This is a genomic window from Protofrankia sp. Cr1, from assembly GCF_963555865.1.
In the GTDB taxonomy this organism is placed as follows: domain Bacteria; phylum Actinomycetota; class Actinomycetes; order Frankiales; family Frankiaceae; genus Protofrankia.
Window position 1 is genome coordinate 6,809 of record NZ_CAUVXO010000255.1, and the last position, 867, is coordinate 7,675.

At 70.4% G+C, this 867-nt stretch carries 2 protein-coding genes; both read left to right on the forward strand.

All coding sequences use genetic code 11. The features are described 5' to 3' along the window. Positions 1-331: recombinase family protein (locus tag U9980_RS18125; RefSeq protein ID WP_322769006.1), on the forward strand; the 331-nt coding region annotated here is incomplete at its 5' end. 85 nt (positions 332-416) lie between these two features. After that, positions 417-653: a hypothetical protein gene (locus U9980_RS18130; RefSeq protein WP_322769007.1), complete on the forward strand. Its 237-nt coding sequence runs from the start codon at positions 417-419 to the stop codon at positions 651-653. Positions 654-867: the final 214 nt, after the last annotated feature.

The window sequence follows — 867 nt, forward strand, 5'->3', positions numbered from 1 at the left end:
GGACCTGTACTTCGACGTCGCCGACCCCGCCACGGGCGTGCCGCGGCCGTGGACCTCGACCGCGATCGGCCGTGTCCTGGACAATCCCGTCTACACCGGCGCCACCGTCTGGGGCCGCACCAGCGCCGGCCAGCCCGTCCCACCCGAGCGGTGGGTCGTCTGCCCCTACGCCCACCAGCCGATCATCGACGGGCAGACGTTCTTCCGCGCCCAGCTCCTCGCCACCCCCGGGACCGCGATCCTCAGCCCGCACCTGCCGCCCTGGGAGTTCCCCGCCGACCCCCCGACCGACCCGGGAACCGACAACGGACACCACGGGGCGATCGCGTGACCACACTCCTGCGACACCCTTATCGATCCCCCCGGCGGAGCGCGCCGGCCGGCGGATCGCGGCACGGCGGTCAGGAGTTCTCGTCGTGACGGCACCCTCGCCCCGAAACGGGGACGGCGTGAGCCGCACGCCCGCCACGGACGATTCCGGACCGCGCTCCACCGGACGGCGGGACGTGTCCCGTCAGGTGGAAAGCGAGCGGGTCGAGACCGTCGAAATGACCGCCGAGGAATACGACGCCGCCGTGTCCGCTTTAGCCGAACTCGTCCTACAGTGGGAAAGGAAAGGGGCACCGAACACGGTGCCGAAAAAGGCGGCCTGACACCCGTACCAACCCTCCCTTCGTGCGGGCCGCCGTCAACCACCGGAGAAAGGAGCGTCGGTATGCCGCGCCCATTTTCAGTCCGACGGGCCGCCGAGAAGGCGGCGGCGAACACCGTTTCCGGTGCCGTGCCGGTCGTTATCTACGTCAGGCACGGAACCGGCGACGGGCTCCAGTCCATAGCGCAATGCCGCTTAGTTAGGCTGCGCGGGGA